This window comes from Flagellimonas halotolerans (assembly GCF_035818535.1).
GTDB classification, from domain to species: Bacteria; Bacteroidota; Bacteroidia; order Flavobacteriales; family Flavobacteriaceae; genus Flagellimonas; species Flagellimonas halotolerans.
Genome location: NZ_JAYKYV010000014.1, coordinates 53222 through 72703 on the forward strand (window position 1 = coordinate 53222; position 19482 = coordinate 72703).

A 19482-nucleotide genomic window follows, 5' to 3' on the forward strand; every position below is an offset into this window, starting at 1 on the left:
CTTTAAACCTATGGACCTCAAGTCCAGAGTGTTTTAGTGGGATTAGCAGCATCCGCCCTCTGGGGTGCAGCATTCGGAAGTTTGTAATTCGGACAATTTTACTTTGGGCTTTTCGTCCGGCACACCACATTTGTCCTTGGCCAAGCAATCGGTTTGTTTGGTGGTCAATAAAAAGTTGGTTCCGTCAAAATCAAGAGAAAACTTCTCAATCGTCCGTCCTTGGTACTCCACTTCCACCTCTAAATCGCCAATATCCAAGGTTTTTTCGGATAGGTCAATAATGTTCGCCAATTTTTCAGGATGAAGTCTATGGTCGTAATCGTTGGCATTCCAAAGTTGAAAATTCACTACTTCTTCATTGCGGACCGTACCACCACAATCAATAAAATGTTTTGTTATTTTACCCACTTCGGTAACATGAAAATGATTGGGGACCAATTCGCCGTTAGGTAATTGAAAGGCTATGACATCCAATTGTTGCAAGGCTGATTTTACTTCTTCTAACTTCATGATTATATATATTTATTGTAATATTACGATTAATAGATTCAAATTTTTTTAACAACACTCTTTTGGGGCAAGGTCTTGGTTCAAGAAATCGGACATTACCGTTTTCATCTTTTCCCAATTATCAGTATCAATACAATAACAAACGCTGGTGCCTTCAACGTTGCCTTTGATCAACCCCAACTGTTTCAGTTCTTTTAAATGTTGTGAAATGGTAGGCTGGGCCAAACCAATTTCCTCTACTAAATCCCCACAAACACAGGCGTTCAGTTTAAACAAGTACTGCAATATGGCGACACGGGCAGGGTGGCCAAAAGCTTTGGCGTACAGTGCAATTTGGTTCTGCTTATCGGTGAATATTTCAGTCTTGGTTAACCCCATTCTTTAATAAAATGTTCATTGCAATATTACGATTAATAGCTGAAGAGCCAAAAAAAATTGAAATTTATTTCATAATGGTTTAAAAAAAGTAATGAATTCGCTGTTATTCTTATTAAATTGCGATATGCATATCTGTATATAACGATAACAATTTGTCTCTGACCGAAAAAATATATCTGGATTATAATGCAACTACTCCCACGGCCACGGAGGTAGTGGAGGCCATGCTACCTTATTTCACCCAGGATTTTGGTAATGCAAGTAGCGACCATTCCTTTGGGTGGTGTGCCGATGATGCGGTAGAGACTGCGCGCAACCAAGTGGCAAAACTTGTGAGCTGTAGACCTACAGAGATAACTTTTACTTCGGGCGCAACGGAAGCCGCGAACTTGACCTTGTTTGGGTTTTGCAAGCGGAACAGGGGTAGAGGCAATCATATTATTACATGTAAAACAGAGCACAAAGCCGTACTCGAATGTATGGAAGCGTTGGAAGCCGATAGATTTGAGGTCACCTACCTAGATGTGGACAACAATGGAAATATTGATTTGAACGAGTTGGAAGATTCCATAAAGTCGTCTACAATTTTAGTATGCATCATGTTGGCCAACAACGAAACAGGCCTGATTCACCCTATAAAATCCATTGCGGAGATAGCACATGCAAAGCAGATACCGGTACTATCGGACATTACACAGGCTGTTGGTAAAATCCCCGTTAATCTTCAGGATTTAGGAATTGATTTGGCCATTTTTTCGTCTCACAAGCTATATGGTCCTAAAGGGGTCGGAGCACTTTATCTGAACAAAAACAACAAAATATCAATTGCGAAACATCTTTTCGGAGGAAATCACGAAAAAGGAATTCGACCAGGAACTTTGAACGTACCTGGAATAGTCGGTTTTGGAAAAGCTTGCGCCTTTGCCCAACAAAGCCTTGAAGAAAATCACCAAAAGCAATTAAACTTGCGAAACCAATTGGAGCAAGAGCTTTTGACTATCGAGGGCGTAACAATTAATTGCAATGTAGGGGAACGGTTGCCCAATACAACCAACGTTTCTTTTTCAAATATGGATGGTTCTAAATTGCTGCGGTATCTCAATAAGTTGGCTGTATCTCGAGGTTCTGCCTGTAATGCAAACCTTGTGAAACCATCGCACGTGCTAAAAGCTATGGGATACGATGATGCAACTGCTTTGGCGAGCTTACGTATCAGTACAGGGAGTAACACAACTTCTGAAGATATTGAGAAAGCTGTGTCAGAAATCAAAAAAGCCGTCAACCAGCTAAAAACGGTCACGTTATGAGGGAACTGGACATTATCATATCACGCTATTCATCCTTGAAATCACAGCACATTCCCTGCGTATTGGCCACTGTGGTTCATGTTGATGGTTCATCGTACCGTAGACCGGGCGCACGAATGTTGGTAGACGAATACGGGAATATCACCGGGGCCATCAGCGGTGGCTGTTTGGAGGGCGATGCACTCAGAAAGGCACTTTACGCCCTGGATAGACAAGAAAACAAATTGGTCACCTACGATACCAGCGATGAAGATGATGCGGTAATCGGGGCACAATTAGGTTGCAACGGGATCATTCAAGTGCTTTTTGAGCCCATTGATTATACCGATCAGCACAATCCCTGTGAACTTTTACGCAATGTCATTGAAAAGGAAGTTCCCGTAGCAATTTCGGTTGTTTTTGATTTGGACAAAAGCCAGAAACAACTAGGAACCATTTCAGTTGCTGACATAAAAGATGCAGTTGCGGGCAAGCCAATCCCTGACGATTTACAAAAAGCTTTGCTTTTAAAAAGCAAAGAGGTCATAAATAAGGGAAATTCCTGTTTTGGAGTGCTAGAGATTAATGGTAAAAAGTATTATATATTTATTCAGATGCACCTGCCACCGGTAAACTTGGTTTTGGTGGGAGCAGGCAATGATGCGCAAATTTTAGCACAACAAGCAGAGTTGTTGGGTTGGAACGTTGTTGTGACGGATGGTCGCCCCACCCATGCCAACAAAGATCGTTTTGTGGGCGCGTGCCAAGTGATTGTTACCAAGCCCGAAGAAACACTGGCAAGCATCAAAATAGACCAGCGTACTTGCTTTGTGTTGATGAGCCACAATTACAATTATGATTTGTCCGTACTTAAACTGTTATTGGGACAGTCGGAGATACCCTATATCGGTATACTGGGGCCGTTAAAAAAATACAATCGTATGCTCAACGAGCTGGCGGACGAAGGTGTTGAAGTTTCCAAAGCGGATTTAAGCAAAATCCATGCTCCCGTGGGACTGGAAATTGGTGCAGAGACACCAGCAGAAATTGGGTTGTCCATTCTTGCGGAGATTCAAAGTGTATTGAAGAACAAAACCCCCCGACCCTTAAAGCAAAAAAACGAACCCATTCACAATAAGGAACAAAACAAATTTCAAAAAATATCCATTTGAGCGCAGAAGGAAACATAGCGGTAGTTGTTTTGGCAGCTGGAGGCTCGTTAAGATTGGGTCGACCCAAACAGTTGGTGGAATTCAAAGGAAAGACCCTCTTGGAACAGACCATGGATAAAGTGGATATGTTGGGATTTCAGACTAAAATATTGGTGCTGGGTGCAAATCAAGAGCGCATTCAAGAAAAGATAAAGTTCGATGGTTTTAAAGTAGCTATCAACAAAGATTGGGAGCAGGGAATGGCATCAAGTATAAAAGTGGGGTTGGAAGCTTCGCTTTCCAAGGAAAATGAACTCGACCACGTACTATTTTTGGTGTCCGACCAGCCCTTTTTGGAGCAAACCAATCTCATTAAATTGGTACATACCCAATTGACCAAAAATCCAAAAGCAACGTATTCCAAATATGGAGACAACATTGGAGTGCCTGCTATTTTTGGTAAGACTACTTTTCCATTGTTGTTGAGTTTAAAAGGAGACGAAGGCGCCAAAAAGTTAATTCACATGGACAATTTTGATTTTTGCACCGAAACATTCCAAAAGGGTGGGTTTGATGTGGACACCGAAGAAGATGTACAGCAATTAAAGAAGATGCAAGCATGAAAGTGATGGTAAAATATTTTGGTTTGGTGGCGGAAGCGGCAGACAAGTCCGAAGAAGTTTTGGAGCTCAATGGAGCGCTCACGGCTTCGGAATTAAAAGCACAATGTCTGAATGGACTAGCCATTGCGGACAAAGATTCCGTACAGATTGCGGTAAATCAAAATTTGGATAATAAAATAATCATAAAAGATGGGGACGAAGTGGCCCTGTTGCCACCGTTCGCAGGAGGATGAGCAGATACGATAGACAAATAAAACTCAAGGAAGTAGGGCCAGATGGTCAGGAAAAGCTTCACAATGCCAAGGTGCTGATTGTTGGTGTTGGAGGTTTGGGCTGTCCCGCTGCGATGTATTTAACTGGAGCAGGAGTAGGCAAAATCGGTCTGATGGATCACGACAAAGTCGATATGTCCAATTTACACAGGCAAGTGTTGTTCCTTGAATCGGATGTGGGGAGGCCCAAAGCAGTGGTGGCCAAAGAACGTTTGGAAAAGCAAAACAGCGAGTTAGAGTTTGAAGTATACAAGGAGCCGTTGACGATTGCGAACGCCGAGGACATCATCAAGCAATACGATGTTGTCTTGGACGGCACGGACAATTTTGAAACCAAGTATCTTATCAACGATGCTTGCATACTGGCCGATAAACCTTGGGTGTTTGCCTCCATTTACAAAAATGAGGGGCAGCTATCAGTATTCAATTACAAAAACGGTCCAACTTACCGATGTGTATTCCCCAAAAGCACCCGACAGAACATCAGTTGTGAGGCTACGGGAGTATTAGGTGTGTTACCAGGCATTTTGGGCACTCTTCAGGCCGCAGAAGCACTCAAAATAATTCTTGGGGTGGGTGAGGTGCTGTCATGCAAGCTAAAGTTGATCAATATGATGCGGGGCAGCGAGCAGACCATCAAAATAAACAAGCGCCCCGAAGAAATAGAAAAAATAAGGAAAGAAGGGATATCCCCTGTTTATATTGATTGCGATTTAAAAAATGCAGAACACTGGTATCTTGATGTGCGCGAAGTATTCGAGCAGCCCAAACCAAAAGGTAAAAAAGTGTTGAACATCCCTTTGAGTGATTTAATATCGCGACACAATGAAATACCGAACAATCAGGACGTATTTGTGTTCTGCCAGTCAGGAAAACGCAGCAAAAACGCCATAGAAATCCTTAAAAATGAATTTGGCTTTCACAATTTGAAAAATGTGGAAGGCGGCATAGAAACCATAATTGATGGATAAGAAGAAACCAAAAAAAGTATTTGTACAAGGAGCGATTCCTCCCGAAAAAATAGCCAATTCGGTGGCCAACCACCAAAGTAAGACCAATATTGGTGCCCACAGCATTTTCTTGGGACAAATCAGAGCTGACGAAGTGGATGGAAAAACAGTCGCTGCTATCGATTATACCGCTTATGAAGAAATGGCGGAGAAAGTCTTTCACGAAATACGTGAAGCAGCTTTTGCCAAATTTGATATTACGTGTGCCCATATTTATCATAGTTTGGGTAAAGTAAATGTGGGAGAGTTATGCCTGTTTGTGTTCACCTCGTCGGCTCACCGAAAAATTGCGATAGACGCCACCAACTTTTTTGTGGAAGAAATCAAGGCGAAAGTGCCCGTATTCGGCAAAGAGATTTTTGAGGACGAAACCCATCAATGGAAAGTAAACAAGTAAATGGTAGATATCACACATAAAATAACCACTTTGCGGGAAGCCACCGCAGAGGCTATCGTAAAAACGAGCAGTCAGGCTACGATAGATGCGATACAAAACAACGAAGTTCCCAAAGGGAATGTGTTTGAAATGGCCAAGGCAGCTGGGTTGTTGGGTGTTAAGAAAACGCCAGACCTTTTGCCCGATTGTCATCCGTTGCCCATTGAATACACGGGCATCGATTATGAAATTGATGGTTTGGACATCATTATTTCGACGACGGTGAAGACCATTTACAAAACTGGGGTAGAGGTAGAGGCGATGCACGGAGCCAGTGTTGTGGCCCTGACGATGTACGATATGCTCAAACCGATTGATAAAAGCGTTGAAATCGGTACTATTCGCCTCAAATCAAAAAAGGGAGGAAAATCCTCATATAAATTAAATTCAGAAGGACTGACTGCGGATGTAGTCGTTTGTTCCGATACCATTTCCAAAGGAAAAGGCGAGGACAGGGCAGGCGAGGCCATTGTGGAAAAACTGAAAGTATTGGGGGTGGCATCGCAAAAAAGCATAATACCCGATGACGCTGGGGAAATCATCAAAAAAGTGGAGAACACTACTGCGGACTTGCTGATTTTTACGGGAGGTACGGGTGTGGGGCCGCGAGATGTCACCCCACAGACCTTGGAACCTATGTTGGACATCAAACTAAAAGGAGTAGAAGAACAAATGCGAAGCTACGGGCAAAATCGAATGCCTTATGCGATGTTCTCGCGTTCCATTGCGGGCATCAAAAACGGTAAACTGATATTGGCGTTGCCGGGTTCCACCAAAGGAGCAGCAGAATCCATGGATGCGATTTTCCCCCACGTGCTGCATGCATTTAAAGTGATAGAAGGAAAAAGACATGATTGAAAAGAAACCACAAATAATAGACAATTTCGGTAGGCCACATACCTACCTCCGCATTTCGTTGACGGACCGATGCAATCTTCGATGCTTTTACTGCATGCCCGAAGAAGGTATTGAGTTGATGGAAAAGCCTAGTATAATGACCTTGGAGGAAATCATTAAAATGACTCGTACATTCCGGGATTTGGGGGTGGATACGGTGCGTTTAACAGGTGGCGAACCTTTGGTTCGGAAAAATTTTGGCTATTTGGTCGAAGAGTTGGCCAAACTGGGCGTTACCTTAAAATTGACCACCAACGGCATCGTGCTTGACAAATACCTAGAACTCTTCCAGAAAATTGGGCTGCGTAAAATCAACTTTAGTTTGGATACGCTGGACAAGGCCAAATCCGTCTTTATCACCAAGCGGGATTATTACGAGCGCATCATGCGGAACCTGAACATGGCGTTGGACATGGATATGGACCTCAAAATCAATATTGTTCTGATCAAAGGGGTGAACGACAATGAAATCAATGACTTTATTGCCCTGACCAGGGATAAAAAGATTACGCCCAAGTTCATTGAGTTTATGCCTTTTAAGGGCAATAAATGGGACTGGAGCAAGGGAGTTTCCAAGGAAGAAATCTTAAAGACTGTTGGCGATAAATTCGGTGAAATAGAAACCCTTGACAATCCAAAGCACAGCACTTCTACCAACTTTAGGGTGAAGGGTCACAAGGGCAGTTTTGGCATTGTGAGCACGATTACCAATCCCTTTTGTGATGAGTGCAACCGTATTCGGCTGACGGCAGATGGGAAAATGAAAAATTGTCTCTTCGCGAATTCAGAAACGGATTTGTTAACGCCATTTCGTAATGGGGAAAAGATTGAAAACACCATTTTGCAGGCCATTAAATCCAAAAAATATTCTCGTGACGGTATGGACGTGAAAATGGATGCCGAACACTACGAGCAAAACCGTTCCATGATTTCAATAGGAGGCTAATGGTTACAATTGAAGAAGCACTTCGCATTGTTGAAGACCAAAACATCAGTTTAAAAAGTGAAACAAAGCCACTTGAAAATTCGCTAGGCTATGCCCTTGCAACAAATACAGTTTCCCCTTTTGATGTGCCCGAGTTTGATAATTCCGCAATGGATGGTTATGCCTTGTGTGGCCTTTATCAGGAGTATCAATTGGTTGGGGAGGTAGCTGCAGGTGATTCCAAAGAAATATTGATGAAGGATGGTAAAGCGGTTCGCATTTTTACGGGGGCGAAGGTGCCCCAAAACACTACTGCTGTGATGATGCAGGAGAAAACGACGGTAAAAGCGAGTACGCTTTTCTTGGATGAAATGCCCAAGTCTGGACAGAACATCCGAAAAAAAGGTGGTCAGTTGACCGAAGGGCAAGCGGTATTTGAAAAAGGCCACGTTTTAAACCCACCTTCGTTGGCTTTGATGGGGAGTTTGGGACTGGAGAGCTTGGACGTTTTTTCCAAACCTCGGGTGAACATCATCACAACTGGAAATGAATTGGTGAAACCCGGTAAATCCAAAACTGAGGGGCAGATATATGAATCCAACAGCTACGCAATTGCTGGAGCGCTGGAGCAATTTGGCTTCAAACATCATCAAAAAACACAGATACAAGATGATTTTGAGGCCACTAAAACAGGCATCAAGACCGCATTGGAGTCTTGCGATGTGCTGATTATCTCTGGAGGAATATCAGTGGGCGACTATGACTTTGTGAAACAATCTCTCGAAGAAAACGGGGTTAACGAATTGTTTTACAAGGTATTTCAAAAACCTGGCAAACCTTTATATTTTGGACGAAAGGACAATCAATTTGTGTTTGCACTGCCAGGTAATCCCGCATCCTCATTGACCTGTTTTTATGTGTATGTACTTCCATTGCTCCAAAAATTCTCGGGTTATGAAACCACAGGTTTGCCCACCTATCAGTTTCCTATAAAACATGCTTACGAAAACCGTTTTGGACGTCCTTCCTTTTTAAAAGCAGCCGTTATTGATGGAAAAGTAGAGATTCTCGATGGACAGGGGTCTTCTATGATTCAATCTATGGCCAAGGGTAATGCCCTCGCTTTTATAGATGATGGCGAGGTTTTGAAAGAAGGGGATTTGATCAAGTGTAAGCTAATTTCTTGATGGATGAGCGTTGACTATTTGCCCATTGTCTTTTTTTTGATTGCATTGTTTTATAGTTCGGTCGGATTTGGGGGAGGGTCGAGTTATTTGGCCATTTTAAGCCTTTTCTTGACGGATTTTTACGAAATCCGCTCTACTGCGCTCATTTTGAATATTTGCGTGGTTACCATCGGAACCCTAGTTTTTATCCGGAATCGGGTTTTTGATATGAAGTTATTTTGGCCGTTTTTGGTAATGAGTATTCCGTTTGCCTATCTGGGGGCACAAATTCGATTATCACAAACGGTGTTTTTTATGGTGCTGGGCGGAGCCTTGATAATGGCGGGTATTTTTATGCTGCTTCGATTTGCGAAGAAAAAGCTGGACTCTAGAAAATTTTCCGATCCCAAAAAAATGGTGCTTGGTGGTGGAATTGGTTTGCTTTCGGGAATTTCTGGGATAGGTGGAGGTATCTTCTTATCTCCAGTGTTAAATCTTTTAAAGTGGGAAAACCCAAGAGTTGTGGCCTCTTTGGCCTCCGTTTTTATCTTGGTCAATTCCATTTCGGGCTTGATCGGCCTCAATGTGGCAGGTACCTTCAAACTGAACAATGGATTAATGCTGCAGCTTATCGTCGCTGTTGTGATCGGGGGAAGTATCGGTTCTTATTTGTCCAATAAAAAGTTTAACCTCAAATTTTTGGGAGTGCTCACCAGTATTTTGGTTCTTTATGTAGGATTCCGGTTGATTTTATTGCACGGTTTTGGGATAAAAATTTAAATCAACCCCAACATTTCTTCGGTATGCTGTTGAACAGTAGCTGTAATTTTATCATTCATTTTAAGGAAGGTGGAAAGGACTTTCTTGCCCGTTTCCGTTAATTCAGCGCCGCCACCTTTTGTGCCGCCTTTATGGAGTTCTACATAAGGTTGTTGCCCTCTTAAATTCATATCCTCTACCATGGACCATGCTTTGCGGTAGGACATCCCCATTTCCTTGGCTGCTTTGGATAGGGAACCATTCTTGTCGATCATCATTAAAAGTTGTGCTCGCCCAGGGCCAAAAAACTTTTTCCCGTCAATATCTATCCAGCATCGTATTTTGAGATCTTTTGGTGTTCCCATCTTTTAAAATTAGTGGTTTTTGCCTCAAAATGTGGGCTTCTTCCGTAAAGCTACTAAATAATACAGCTTTATTGAAATGTGTAGGAGCCTCTGGAAACCTGCGTTACCCTAAAATATCCGTAAGCAAAATTAGCTGGGTCATTCTGGTTGATACAATTCCCTTTGATGGGTGCGGGCACAGTTCCAAATGGGTCGCCCGAGCCATAATATTGTTCTATAAGCAAGCGGATGTAGTTGTAATATTGTTCCGAAATTCCATAAAGATCAACAAAAACGGTATCCCCGGGCTCAAAAGGTTGTTCGTTGTTGTCCTCATCATCGTCTTTTTCGTAAAAGTCGTGCTGTTCGTTGCCGTTGGTAAATTCATCAGACTGGTCTTCTAAATCGGGAAACGGGTCGCCTTCTTCTTGATATCTGATCAAATAAAAGTTTTCTTCTTCCTCGGGGTCGTCAAAATAGAGGTTTAGTTCCAGAAACTCATCATCAAAACCACCTTCGGTAGATTGGGTTAGGGCTTTAATGTCACTAACGGGATATAAAGTCTCCGTGGCCAAATAGGTTTCATCGTCATAAATGATCTCTAGCTGATACTGATGGTACAAAACTGGAATAAAATTAGAGGTCGTATACAGGCCATTTCCTTGTCCTTCAAACAGAAATTCATCTCCAGAATCCAAATCGGTCACGTTTACCTGGGCTCCATCAACGGCGGTATCGGAATCCAAATCAAAATAAGGGGTAGAGGTGTTCAACTTGATCGACTGTACATTTCCATAGGTACCTTTTTCCCAATCCAATGAAGCTTCGACCACTAATCGTGTTTCTGCTGTTGGAACATCAACCTCTACTACATCGGTACAAGAAGTAACTGCTAACAATGTTGTGATTATGAGTGATATATAATTTTTCATTGCATTAAAATTTGAAGTTATAGGAAATCGCTGGCATTATTCCGAAAATGGCGGTACGGGTTGCTTCATTTTCACCTGTTTGCCAATTTTGTCCAAAGGTGATGGATGCAGCATTTCTGCGGTTGTAGGCGTTGTAAATACCAAAAATCCATTCGCCTTTCCATTTTTTATCGGGTTTTCTGTTGGGTGTGTAAATGGCTGATACATCCAATCGGTGATAGGCAGGTAATCTATCTGCATTTCTGTTGGAATAGCTTGCTATGGATAGGTCTTCGTATTCATATTGTCCGTTGGGGTAGGTAACGGGGCGCCCTGTTTGGAACACAAAATTGGAACTCAACTTCCACTTTTCATTGAATTTATAGGTTGCGGTCAAAGAAATATCGTGGGTACGGTCATATGGGGCGTTGTACCAATTCCCGTCGTTGATGCCCAATCCTCCTGCACGGCCGCCCAGTGTGCGCTGTTCAGATTTGGATAAGGTATAACCCAGCCATCCTGTTAATTTGCCCGTGTTTTTTCGTAACAACAGTTCCATTCCGTAGGAACGGGCTTCACCGTTAAGGATTTCAGTTTCAATGGTATTGTTTCCAATGAGGTTGGAGCCATCAATATAATCAATACGGTTGTCAATGCTTTTGTAATACGTTTCTACTTCCAGACTGTACTTTTGGTCGTTAAAAGTCCTGTAGTAGCCCATGGAGTATTGGTTGGACAGTTGCGGTTTGATGAAAGAGCCGCTAGGTGTCCAGACATCCAAAGGAGTTACCGCGGTTGTATTGGACAATAGATGGAGGTATTGCGCAGATCGGGTGTAACCAGCTTTTACGGATGAAATATCGTTAAGTTGATAGGAGAGTGCCAAACGGGGTTCGAGCTGTGCATAGGTTTTAATGCTCTCGTTTTTACCGTAAGATGTTTCCCCGACCACTTCGCCAGCTTCGTAAATGCCGAGTTCCTCATTGTAGACCACGGGCAGGTCGTTTGCGTATTGATTGATGCTTTGACCGCCCAGCCTTGAAAAATGACTGAGTCGCAGGCCGTATTGTACGGTAAGTTTGTCGGTAACTTCGTTTTCGGCACCAATGTACGCGGCAGATTCCAATGCCTTTTTTTGATCTAACTTTAAATAGTTGATGGATGAAGTCTCGTTGGAGGGTGTTACCTCGCCAGGATTTAGGTCGTACAGAATACTGCTTATTCCAAAGTTGAGCTTGAATTTGTCGTTTACGTAATAGTTGAGTCCGTATTTTAGGTTGTAATTTTCGATATCGGCGACCCAATCCAGGCCAATAAAATCCAAAACGATCCTATAATCATATTGGCTATAGATCAGGGAGAGGTTGGCAAAGAGCCGATCATTGAAAATATGGTTCCATCTAAGGTTTCCAGTTGCGTTCCCGTAGTTGTTCGTTATCAGGTTGGCCAAAATAAATTCATCTCGCCCAAAGTATCCCGAAAGATAGATTCTGTTGTTTTGATTGATTTCGTAATTGGCTTTAAGGTTAAGATCGTAAAAGGCTAGTTTATCATCTTTCAGATCATCAATGAACTTCATGAACAAATGCGCATAAGATGTTCTTCCTGCAACTAGAACGGAACCTTTGTTGTTAAAAATTGGCGTTTCTGCCGTTAACCTGCTCGAAACGATGCCGATACCACCGCTAAGGGCAAAGTTTTTACTGTTCCCGTCTTTTTGGCGTACATCCAGCACAGAGGAAACCCTACCACCAAATTCGGCAGGGATATCACCTTTGTACAATTTTACATCTTTGATGGCATCCGCATTGAACACCGAGAAAAAACCAAAAAAGTGAGAGGTATTGTAGATGATGGCCTCATCCAACAGCACCAAATTTTGGTCCGCAGCTCCGCCCCGAACATGAAAACCTGTACTGCCTTCGCCGTTATTGGACACGCCGGGAAGCATTTGTATGGATTTGATCACATCCACCTCGCCCAATACGGCAGGTATTTCCTTAATGGTCTGGGTTTTTAGTTGGGCTACGCCCATTTGGGGTGTTTTGAGGTTTATTTTTTCGGTATCGTCAGCCGACACAACAATCTCATCCAAGGCAGTTGCATTTTGGGAGAGTTCCAAATCTAAAGTTTGGTCACTATTTAATGTGATTTCTTGCGTGGTTCCCTCAAAGCCAATATAAGTAATGGACAGAGTGTAGGTGCCTGCTGGAGCGGTGAGCGAGTAAAATCCGTATTCGTTGGTTATGGTCCCGTATTCCGTGCCCTGCAAATAAACGGAGGCTCCAATAAGGGTTTCTCCATTCTCGTTGTCTTTTACGGTGCCGCGGATGGTATATTTTTCCTGTGCCATAACCGTAAAACCAAGCGAGAGGAGTAAGTAGGTTAGTATTTTCTTTTTCATAGTTGATTGATGACTAATGATTTTAAATCTATTTTAGGATAATTAGATTAATTTGTTGGCAAAGAAAACATGGAACTGGTAAAAATGATGGTCTTTTTGCCATTTTGGAGTGAATTACGGGCAAAATGGAGTGAAACGTCAAACGACGGAACATAATTTTAGGTTAAATTTTCAACCGATGCCATTTGTTCCTTTTCATATAGGCCAAGTTCAATAAAAAAAATAGAGAAACCGTTCAATAGAACGTTTGATTAATACCATGGGGGTAAAAAAAAGGATAGTACAGCTAAAACATTAAAATGTGGCAATACTATCCTGTTTAAAATCATTTTTTGGATTGAATTAGATGGATATTTTGGCTCCCATCACTTTTAAGAATTCACGGATAAAGGCTGGGTGCGCAGGCCATGCAGGGGATGTTACCAAGTTGCCATCTACATAAGCGCCATCCACCGGAATGTCTTGGTATTCGCCGCCTGCAATGGTTACTTCTGGTCCAACTGCTGGATAAGCGGTAAGTTTTCGGCCTTTTACCACTCCTGCTGCGGTAAGTATTTGTATGCCATGGCAAACAGCGGCTACAGGCTTGTTTTCATCAAAAAAGTGCTTTGTTATTTCCAATACTTTCTGGTTCAAGCGAAGGTACTCTGGAGCACGTCCGCCTGCAATGACCAATCCTGCGTAGTCAGATGGGTCGACATCGGAAAAACTGTAGTTGAGCGCGAAATTATGACCAGGTTTTTCGGTATAGGTCTGGTCGCCTTCAAAATCGTGGATGGCGGTTTTAATGGTGTCGCCCTTTTTCTTGTCGGGGCATACGGCATGTACTTCGTAGCCCACCATCAAGAGCATTTGAAAAGGGACCATAGTTTCATAGTCTTCAGCAAAATCGCCTGTTAGGAAAAGAATTTTTTTCATATTTCAAGTATTTTAAGGTTAACAACTGAACAATCTTAAAGATACTGATGGTTCTTGGGAAAAGGAGAAGCGTTTGTATTAAATTATTATAAAATAAAGGAAGGTTTTAGGGAGTGTGCGCTTATTTAAATTTCTACAATTGCATGCATTCCTTTAGGATTCTATATGCTCTGGATATATGCCCTTCCACTGTTTTTATGGAGATTTGGAACCGCTCTGAAAGTTCTTTGTAGCTCAATCCTTGAATTTTACTACCGTGAAAAACTTCTTTGCATCTTTCTGGCAGTTCTTCCATGCAATTTTCCAATAGCTTGGCCCTTTTTTTGGATGTCTCGGAGTCGACGTTGGCAGCAAGCATTACGGCAGTATGGTAGTAAGCGGACAGCATGTCGTTATTGAGCCTCAAGTGCCTGTACTTGTCCATTAATCTATTATATGCCGCCCTGTACAAAAAAGCATTTAAGGATGTTTTTATGTGAATGCCCTTGCGTTTCATCCAAAGATTTAAGAACACATCTTGCACTACATCTTCAATAATTGCCCGATTTTGACAATAGTTGAGCAGAAAGGCACATAATTTCTGGTAGTAATCCGAATAGAGGCGTTCAAAGATTTTTTTATCTCCGCTTTTTAAGGAATTTATTATGAATATTTCATTTTTATGCTTCAAAAAGAGGGTGTTTTTTAAAAAAGTGATAAAAAAATAAAACTTTTTGATTTTTGAAGGGGGGTATCAAAAGCTTCCCGCGTCATAAGATTAAATAATTATTAAATATGAATCAAACTAAGGTTGATAAATTACTTCTAAAATTAATTGAAAATAGAATTTCGGAGGAAGAGTCCGAAGAATTGTTGGATTGGCTAAAATCTGAGGAAAACCTCAAATATTTCAATGATTTTGTTGAGATCAACCATTATGTAAATGCTAAAAAGACCTTTGCGCATAATGATGAATTGTTTGATCAAATCAAAAAAACAGGAAATAGGCACAAGTATCGGACAATTTTAAAATATGCTGCTGTGATTGCTGGTTTGATAGTGGCAGCATATATTTTCAAGGATAAAGTGTTTATCCCAGAAGGGCCGACCACGCCTATAATTGTAAACAATGAAATAGAACCTGGGCAAAACACAGCAGTTCTAACTCTAGAGGATGGAGAGAATGTAACCCTTGGCAAGGACGCCAACTACAAAACACAGAATTTAAGCGCGAAAGAAGACCAAATAGTCTACTCCCCCAAAGAAAACAGCACAAAAGCAGTTCAATACAATTATCTAACTGTCCCAAGAGGAGGGCAATTTTCGCTTACCCTTTCGGACGGAACCGTTGTTTGGTTAAACTCCGAGTCCAAATTAAAGTACCCGGTCAATTTCGTGGAAGGAGAGAGCCGGGCGGTTCATTTGGTTTATGGAGAGGCCTATTTTGATGTTTCATCGAGTACCGAGCACCAAGGAGCGGACTTTAAAGTGTACTATGAGAAACAGGAAATACAAGTTTTGGGGACACAATTCAATATAAAGGCTTATAAGGACGAGCCGGACGTGCTTACCACCTTGGTGGAAGGGAAAGTAGCGGTAAAACATGAAGAGCAAACCTTGGGAATTGTGCCCGGAGAGCAATCAAGGCTCAACACAAAAACTGGAGCCATCGCCGTATCGGAAGTAGATGTTTTTTCCGAGACATCATGGAAAAGAGGTGTTTTTAGCTTCAAGAAAAAACCATTGAAGGATATTATGAAAACACTTTCCAGGTGGTATGACATGGAAGTGGTTTTTGAAAAAAAATCCTTGGAAAACAAAAAGTTCAAAGGGGTGTTGAGAAAAAATCAAAGTATTGAAGATGTGTTGTCAGTAATCATGTCCAGCTCTTTGGATAGCTATGAAATAAAGAACAAAACCGTCATACTAAAATAAAATGCCAGCAATAACTCAAAAAAACAAAGTTTGCCAATGAAGAGACAAAACTAAAAAAAACGGGGATGGGCCATACTCGCCAAAGTTAAATGACACCATCCCCTTTGTACCATTATTAATTAATTGTTTAGAAACTAACTAATAACAATCAAATTTATGAAAACTAAACTAACGAAAGTTGGATTTCTGATCAGGAACCAGCTTCTTCTACTACTTATGAGAACATTTATTTTTTTATGTTGTCTAACTGTATTTAGCTTCACCCCGAACGACCTCGTTTCACAGAATTCCAGTATTAAAATAGAGTTCGATAAGGCCATGACGGTGGATGAGGTTTTTGACTTAATAATGAGTCAGACCGATTACAGCTTTATTTACGAGGTGGGCATGTTCGATGATTACCCGACCATTCCTGTAAAAAAGGGAAGGATTAGTACCAACAGACTGCTCAAAAAAAGTTTGGAGCCCGGGAACTTGAATGTTGTTCTGACCACGGACAATACCATAATGGTCAAAAAAAATTCTCCCAGAAACCGCCAAACCCAGATTGAGGTTTCGGGTACGGTGAGCGATGAGTCGGGTTTTCCATTGGTGAACGCGGTAATATTAATAAAGGGCACCAATAAAGGGACCACGACCGATTTTGACGGTAAGTACAGCATAACTGTACCTTATCCGGAAAATGTACTTCAATTTACCCACATGGGTTTTGAATCCAAGGATGTTAAGGTAGGCGATCAAACAACCATAAATGTTGTGCTGAAAGAAACGGCACAGGCACTGCAAGAGGTTGTGATTACCGCTCAGGGCATAAAAAAATCCAAAAAAGCCTTGGGGTACGCAATTTCCCAGATAAAGTCCGAAGAGGTAGAGCAACGTCCAGAGGCGGATTTGGCACGAACCTTACAGGGAAAAATTGCCGGTGTTGTAATAACTCCCGCCGATGGGCAGACCGGTTCGGACTCACCGATCAGAATACGCGGGAATGTATCGATTACCGGTTCCAATAATCCCTTGATAGTGGTAAACGATGTTCCTTTCAATGGATTGCTACGGGACATCAACCCAAATGATATTGAGAGTATGAGCATCTTAAAAGGATTTAATGCATCGGTACTTTATGGTAGTGAGGGTAGGAACGGGGTTATCTTGATCCAGACCAAAAGTGGCTCGGCCAAAGTGGGAGAAGCCGAAACCACGGCCACATATTCGACCACGGTGTATACCAATACCGTATCCCAGTTGCCCAAATTTCAAAACACTTACTCCAATGGTGGGGAAGGGGAATTTCAGCCAACCTTCTTATCCAATTGGGGACCGGCCTTTTCGGATATAGGCGAAGTGGCCCACCCATATGCCCCATTGAGCGATATTTTCCCGAAATATGAAGGTGCAACGCTGAACATAGCCGCAAAACCGAATAATGTTAGGAACATATTCAGAACAGGTGTGGGTACAACCCACTCGCTAACAGTTGCCACTTCACAAGAAAAGGTTGGATTTAACATCTCGGCAGGGTATACGGATGAAAAAGGTATTATTGAGCACAACGACCTAAAAAGATTCAATATAAGCGTTGGAGGCCGGGCACAGGTTTCCGATAGGTTAGATCTGTCCGCCACGCTCAACTATTCTTCACGAAAAGTAAACACAGTCTATGGGGAAAGTATCTTCAACGTTGTTTATTATCAACCTAGATGGATTGATTTGACCGAACTTCCCTATCAAAACCCATTGACAGGGGAGTCTGTTTACTACAGAAATGATACCAATCCGCTATGGATGTTGCACAATACCGGAATCAATGATATTGTCGAACACGTCTACGGTACGGTCAATGCCAATTATAAATTGAACGATGATTTTAACCTGATCTATAGGGCCGGTTATGATAGTAGGCATTTCAGTGGTTTTGAATATTCCAATAAGGGAGGGTATGATGACAATACCTTTAAAATTGGATACTTGCGTTTGGATAGCAACAGGGACGTGGACGTTAACCAGACCATGATTCTTGGTTTCAACAAAAACATTACCGAAGACCTGAATTTGGAGGCTCAGATTGGGGCAAACTCCAGAATTACCCGATACCAAAGTAGATCATCTGATTCTGATGGACAGGTTGTTTATGGTTTTTTAAGGCCCAGTAACTATACGATTACCGAGTCGGATTATACTAGTGAAGATGAAAACATAGCCGGTGTGTTCGGACAGTTTCAGTTTGCGTACAAACGCTATCTGTATGCAACACTTTCTGGAAGAAACGATTGGGGAAGTACCGTAGAAAGGGATAATCAATCTTTGTTTTATCCAGGTGCTTCGGTATCCTTTGTTCCTACTTCTGCTTTTGATTTTGGAGGAAATGTAGTCAACTATCTTAAAATTAGAGGAGCCTACGCAACATCTTCCGGTTATCCCAACCCATATAGGACCAGAAGCACATTAATTATTGATAACCTCAGGTTTGCGGCGGCAGATGGTTCATATCCTGTAACCAACAGGTATAGTACCAGATATGCCAACCCAGATTTGGCCCCGGAGCTTCATAAGGAATTTGAGATAGGCCTGGAAACCAATATGTTCAACAATAGATTAACATTGGAGACCTCTATTTATAAGAGAATCTCCGAAGACCAGATTGTAGCCTCTCCTTTAGCTGGCTCGTCAGGGTTTGATACACAGTTCATTAACCTGGGTAGGGTTGATAACAAAGGAATTGAAGTGGACTTGGGGATTGACCTGATAAAGAACGAAAACTTCCAATGGAACTTCCGAAACATATTCACGGCAGATGAGTCATTGGTAGTTAAAACAACAGATACGGGAGCAAATATCAACCTTATAGAAGACAGATATGCTGTAGAGGGTCAGCCCTTTGGAGTTATTATGGGAGATTATGCCCTTCGCGATGATAATGGAAACCTTTTGATCAGCGGAAATGGCTCCAGTACCAGGGTGGGCGAGGTGATCACCAGTACCGATGTTGGTTTGGACAATAAGGTTATTGGGGATCCCAATGCCGATTGGCGACTCACCAATATAAATTCCTTTAGCTACAAAGGCTTTAGGCTGTCCGCCCAAATTGAGTACAGACATGGAGGCGAAATATATTCAACAGCCGTAAGCAATATGTTACAGCGTGGGGTAACAAAAGATACCGAGGATAGGGATGGTGCTTTTGTAATACCCGGATATTTGGCAGATGATGCTACGGGAGAGCCGCTATTGGATTCCAACGGAGACCAAATACCCAATACATTTCAAATGAACCCGGGTAGAATCTCTTACTCCAATTACTACAATGCCAACGATCTGGCCATGTGGGATACTTCTATTTTTCGTATAAGGGAGGTTTCCTTGGGATATACCTTAACAAAGAAAAAAGGGCAGGCCCTACCATTTCAAAGAATTGATTTTACCCTTTCGGGAAGAAACCTATGGTACAAAGCACCAAATTTTCCCAAGTATACCAATTACGACCCCGAAAGTGATGGTCTCGAAGGGGATAGTACAGTTCCCTCAACAAGAAGGATCGCTTTAGGAATATCGGCAACATTTTAATCCTACCTAAAAAGAAA

At 42.0% G+C, this 19482-nt stretch carries 19 protein-coding genes; 12 read left to right on the forward strand and 7 right to left on the reverse strand.

The window, feature by feature from the left end; genetic code table 11:
• Positions 1-42: 42 nt before the first annotated feature.
• Positions 43-510, reverse strand: coding sequence for a DUF6428 family protein (locus VM932_RS13955; RefSeq protein WP_326279416.1), 468 nt, complete (start codon positions 508-510; stop codon positions 43-45).
• Positions 511-558: 48 nt separating this feature from the next.
• Positions 559-888 (reverse strand): ArsR/SmtB family transcription factor, encoded by a 330-nt coding sequence (locus tag VM932_RS13960; protein ID WP_326279418.1) that lies wholly within the window; start codon positions 886-888, stop codon positions 559-561.
• Positions 889-1040: 152 nt separating this feature from the next.
• On the opposite strand from VM932_RS13960, the gene VM932_RS13965 reads away from it, so the two are divergent.
• From VM932_RS13965 to VM932_RS14010, 10 genes are read left to right on the forward strand one after another with little or no spacing between them, the layout of a single operon-like run.
• A complete protein-coding gene (locus VM932_RS13965) occupies positions 1041-2195 on the forward strand; it encodes a cysteine desulfurase family protein (protein ID WP_326279419.1) in 1155 nt (384 codons plus the stop codon).
• Positions 2192-3346, forward strand: a complete 1155-nt coding sequence (locus VM932_RS13970; RefSeq protein ID WP_326279421.1) for an XdhC family protein — start codon at positions 2192-2194, stop codon at positions 3344-3346. The genes VM932_RS13965 and VM932_RS13970 overlap by 4 nt, the downstream gene beginning before the upstream one ends.
• Positions 3343-3948: a nucleotidyltransferase family protein gene (locus VM932_RS13975; protein ID WP_326279423.1), complete on the forward strand. Its 606-nt coding sequence runs from the start codon at positions 3343-3345 to the stop codon at positions 3946-3948. Before VM932_RS13970 ends, VM932_RS13975 begins: the two co-directional genes overlap by 4 nt.
• Positions 3945-4181: a MoaD/ThiS family protein gene (locus VM932_RS13980; protein WP_326279425.1), complete on the forward strand. Its 237-nt coding sequence runs from the start codon at positions 3945-3947 to the stop codon at positions 4179-4181. The genes VM932_RS13975 and VM932_RS13980 overlap by 4 nt, the downstream gene beginning before the upstream one ends.
• Positions 4178-5191: a HesA/MoeB/ThiF family protein gene (locus tag VM932_RS13985; protein WP_326279427.1), complete on the forward strand. Its 1014-nt coding sequence runs from the start codon at positions 4178-4180 to the stop codon at positions 5189-5191. The genes VM932_RS13980 and VM932_RS13985 overlap by 4 nt, the downstream gene beginning before the upstream one ends.
• On the forward strand, positions 5184-5627 hold the full coding sequence (locus VM932_RS13990) for a molybdenum cofactor biosynthesis protein MoaE (protein ID WP_326279428.1): 444 nt from the start codon (positions 5184-5186) through the stop codon (positions 5625-5627). Before VM932_RS13985 ends, VM932_RS13990 begins: the two co-directional genes overlap by 8 nt.
• On the forward strand, positions 5628-6524 hold the full coding sequence (gene moaCB / locus VM932_RS13995) for a bifunctional molybdenum cofactor biosynthesis protein MoaC/MoaB (RefSeq protein WP_326279430.1): 897 nt from the start codon (positions 5628-5630) through the stop codon (positions 6522-6524).
• A complete protein-coding gene (gene moaA, locus VM932_RS14000; protein WP_326279432.1) occupies positions 6517-7509 on the forward strand; it encodes a GTP 3',8-cyclase MoaA in 993 nt (330 codons plus the stop codon). Before moaCB ends, moaA begins: the two co-directional genes overlap by 8 nt.
• Positions 7509-8675: a molybdopterin molybdotransferase MoeA gene (locus VM932_RS14005; RefSeq protein WP_326279434.1), complete on the forward strand. Its 1167-nt coding sequence runs from the start codon at positions 7509-7511 to the stop codon at positions 8673-8675. Before moaA ends, VM932_RS14005 begins: the two co-directional genes overlap by 1 nt.
• 3 nt (positions 8676-8678) lie before the next feature.
• The gene (locus VM932_RS14010; protein ID WP_326279435.1) at positions 8679-9434 is read left to right on the forward strand and encodes a sulfite exporter TauE/SafE family protein; all 756 of its coding nucleotides are present in this window, start codon (positions 8679-8681) and stop codon (positions 9432-9434) included.
• On the opposite strand, the gene VM932_RS14015 is transcribed toward VM932_RS14010, so the two are convergent.
• From VM932_RS14015 to VM932_RS14035, 5 genes are all read right to left on the reverse strand, one after another.
• Entirely contained in the window at positions 9431-9778 is a 348-nt protein-coding gene (locus VM932_RS14015; protein ID WP_326279437.1) for a winged helix-turn-helix domain-containing protein, read from the reverse strand. The two genes, VM932_RS14010 and VM932_RS14015, sit on opposite strands and share 4 nt — an antisense overlap.
• A 68-nt stretch (positions 9779-9846) precedes the next feature.
• Entirely contained in the window at positions 9847-10689 is an 843-nt protein-coding gene (locus VM932_RS14020; protein ID WP_326279439.1) for a DUF4249 domain-containing protein, read from the reverse strand.
• 4 nt (positions 10690-10693) lie between these two features.
• The gene (locus VM932_RS14025; protein WP_326279440.1) at positions 10694-13072 is read right to left on the reverse strand and encodes a TonB-dependent receptor; all 2379 of its coding nucleotides are present in this window, start codon (positions 13070-13072) and stop codon (positions 10694-10696) included.
• Between the two features lie 342 nt (positions 13073-13414).
• Positions 13415-13990, reverse strand: coding sequence for a DJ-1/PfpI family protein (locus VM932_RS14030; RefSeq protein ID WP_326279442.1), 576 nt, complete (start codon positions 13988-13990; stop codon positions 13415-13417).
• Positions 13991-14123: 133 nt separating this feature from the next.
• Positions 14124-14660 (reverse strand): RNA polymerase sigma factor, encoded by a 537-nt coding sequence (locus VM932_RS14035; protein WP_326279444.1) that lies wholly within the window; start codon positions 14658-14660, stop codon positions 14124-14126.
• 104 nt (positions 14661-14764) lie between these two features.
• Here VM932_RS14035 and VM932_RS14040 point away from each other — a divergent pair, with 104 nt between their 5' ends.
• Both VM932_RS14040 and VM932_RS14045 read left to right on the forward strand, forming a co-directional pair.
• Positions 14765-15904: a FecR family protein gene (locus tag VM932_RS14040; RefSeq protein WP_326279446.1), complete on the forward strand. Its 1140-nt coding sequence runs from the start codon at positions 14765-14767 to the stop codon at positions 15902-15904.
• Between the two features lie 156 nt (positions 15905-16060).
• On the forward strand, positions 16061-19465 hold the full coding sequence (locus tag VM932_RS14045; protein ID WP_326279447.1) for a SusC/RagA family TonB-linked outer membrane protein: 3405 nt from the start codon (positions 16061-16063) through the stop codon (positions 19463-19465).
• The last annotated feature ends 17 nt before the right edge of the window (positions 19466-19482 follow it).